Below are 1,660 nucleotides of genomic sequence, written 5' to 3'. Positions count from 1 at the left end.
GCCCTGCCCCGCCCGCGCCTCGGCCGTCGCCCGGATGGTCCAGCCCTCGCCTTCGCGGCAGGCCAGCCCAGCCAGCCGTGTCTCCGTCACGACGAAAGTGCGGCAGTAGGCCTGGTCCTGGGCGCGGAAGCTTAGGCCGATCTGCACCTCTCCGGACGGGGCGGAGGCCAGTTGGCCATCCAGCGCCTCGGCCAGCGCGCCCCTTGCGGCCATCCGGCCCCCGTCCGTCGAGATCGGCGCAGGATCGAGCAGGCCCGGACCGAAGCCGGCCGCCAGCCCGAGACCGGCGCCCAGCACCAGGCTGGCCGCCATCGCCGCCCAGTGCGCGGCCTGAAAGCTGCGCGCCCGAGCTTGCGACCGGCCGAACTGCGGCCGCAGCACCAGCGGCTCATCATCGCCGGCGATCAGCGCCGTCAGCCGGTCCGGCACGGGCTCGTCCAGCACGCCGGCGAAGGCGTCCTGCACCCCGGCGCGCATCCGGCGCTGCCGCTCCACCTCGCGCGCTAGTTCCGGGTCTCTGGCGATCGCCGCCTCCAGCGCCTCGCGCTGCGTCCCTTCCAGTTCGCCGTCCACATAGGCCATCAGGGCCTGGTCCTTCAGTCCGCTCATGCGGCGCTCTCCTGCGGATTGAGCCGCGCCAGCAGCGCAGTGCGGCCGCGCACCAGCCGGCTGGTCAGGGTGCCCATGGGTATCTCCAGGATGTCGGCGGCCTCGCGGTAGGACAGCCCGTCCACCAGCACCAGGGCGACGGCCAGGCGCTGGTCGTCCGGCAGCCGCGCCATCTCGCGGCGCACCTCGGCCGCCTGCAGCCGCATCTCGGCCGCCTCGGCGCCGGCGTCTCCAACAGCTAGCCCTTCTTCCTCCGGCGCCAGCACCTGGCCCCGGCGGCCCCGCGCCCGATGCTCGTCGATCCAGGCGTTCTTCATGATCCGGAACATCCACGAATCCAGCCGGGTCCCCGGCGTCCATTGACCGGCGCGCGAGAGCGCACGCTCCACCGTCAGCTGGACGAGGTCGTCCGCGTCGGCCGGATCGCGCGCCACGGCGCGCGCCAGTCGGCGCAGGCGCGGCAACAGCTCGACCATTTCCCGCTGGAATGCGTTCAACTCCACGCCTCTCTTTGGATGAAACGTCCGGACTGCAGCGTTTCATCCCTGAACGCAGACAATGAGGCGCCGGAAAGACCGAGCATGACCCAAGGCCGCATCGCCGCCCTTAGCGCCGCCCTCGCACTCCTCGCCCAGCCGGCGGCCGCGCAGTTGATCGGCGGCGGCGGATTGCCGGGCGTCGGCCTGCCTTCCCCCGGCGCCGACCTGCCGAGCGTCGACGTTCCGCGAACCCCGGCTGCGCCGCGCGTGCGCACGCCGCGCACGCCCGCCGACCGGGTCGTCCGCGAGACCGTCCCGCAGGTGACGGGGGCCGTGGATGACACCTTGGAGGGCCTCGGGGCGCAGACCCGGCGGCTGCGCCTCGATGCGCTCGTCCGCGACCACCCGGAGAGCATCGAGCTCGACGACGCCGGCGCGCCGGTGGTCCGCGGGCGTGTGCTGGCGCTGGCGCCGAGCGCGCAAGCGTTGGCCGCCGCCCGGCAGGCTGGGTTTGAGGCCGTCGAACAGGCGGACCTAACGGCCATCGGCGTCGGCTTCCTCGTGCTGCGCCC

At 73.7% G+C, this 1,660-nt stretch carries 2 protein-coding genes and 1 pseudogene; 1 reads left to right on the top strand and 2 read right to left on the bottom strand.

Translation table 11 applies throughout. The features are described from left to right. On the bottom strand, positions 1–609 hold a 609-nt coding region (locus VHK87_RS13355), incomplete at its 3' end, for a hypothetical protein (protein WP_329635386.1). Beyond that, positions 606–1,112, bottom strand: a complete 507-nt coding sequence (locus tag VHK87_RS13350; RefSeq protein ID WP_329635385.1) for an RNA polymerase sigma factor — start codon at positions 1,110–1,112, stop codon at positions 606–608. The genes VHK87_RS13355 and VHK87_RS13350, both read right to left, overlap by 4 nt. Positions 1,113–1,190: 78 nt before the next feature. On the opposite strand from VHK87_RS13350, the pseudogene VHK87_RS13345 reads away from it, so the two are divergent. Next, positions 1,191–1,660, top strand: a pseudogene (locus tag VHK87_RS13345) (hypothetical protein); the annotation flags it as partial.

The organism is Phenylobacterium sp., from assembly GCF_036263695.1.
In the GTDB taxonomy this organism is placed as follows: Bacteria; Pseudomonadota; Alphaproteobacteria; order Caulobacterales; family Caulobacteraceae; genus Phenylobacterium.
The sequence above is the reverse complement of the archived record's forward strand: the minus strand, read 5'-3'. Positions and strand labels throughout refer to the sequence as shown.